Annotated in this window: 1 protein-coding gene; it reads left to right on the top strand. The window is 74.6% G+C overall.

Translation table 11 applies throughout. The features are described from left to right. Positions 1-70 precede the first annotated feature (70 nt). Positions 71-532 (top strand): serine/threonine-protein kinase (locus BFF77_RS32640; RefSeq protein WP_141698635.1); only part of this gene is annotated, 462 nt, incomplete at its 3' end.

Here is a 532-nt window from a genome sequence, read left to right as displayed (position 1 = left end):
GCACTCCCCCGACTCGCCCGGCCCCTGAGCCCGAGAGCGTACCGGGCGAGTCGGGGGAGTGCGGGCTGTGGTGAGAGCTCTGACGGCCAGTGATCCGGAGCAGGTGGGGCCGTACCGGATCACGGGCCTACTGGGCGTCGGCGGGATGGGCCGGGTCTATCTCGCGGCCTCCCCGGGCGGGCGGCAGGTGGCCGTGAAGGTCATCCGGCCGGAGCTGGCGGACGAGCCCGGCTTCCGGGAGCGGTTCGCGCGCGAGACATCCGCCGCGCAGGCCGTCAGCGGTGCCTTCACCGCCGCTGTTGTCGGCGCGGATCCGCAGGGCGCGGCGCCCTGGCTGGCCACGCTGTACGTACCGGGCCTCTCGCTCGCCGAGGCGGTCGCGCGGCACGGAACACTGCCGGAACCGTCGGTGTACGCCCTGGGCGCCGGCCTCGCCGAGGCCTTGCAGGCCATCCACGCCGCGGGGCTGATCCACCGCGACCTCAAGCCCTCGAACGTCCTGCTCGCCGCCGACGGACCTCGCGTCATCGAC

Origin of the sequence: Streptomyces lushanensis, assembly GCF_001700515.1 — a bacterium.
In the GTDB taxonomy this organism is placed as follows: Bacteria; Actinomycetota; Actinomycetes; order Streptomycetales; family Streptomycetaceae; genus Streptomyces; species Streptomyces lushanensis.
The sequence above is the reverse complement of the archived record's forward strand: the minus strand, read 5'-3'. Positions and strand labels throughout refer to the sequence as shown.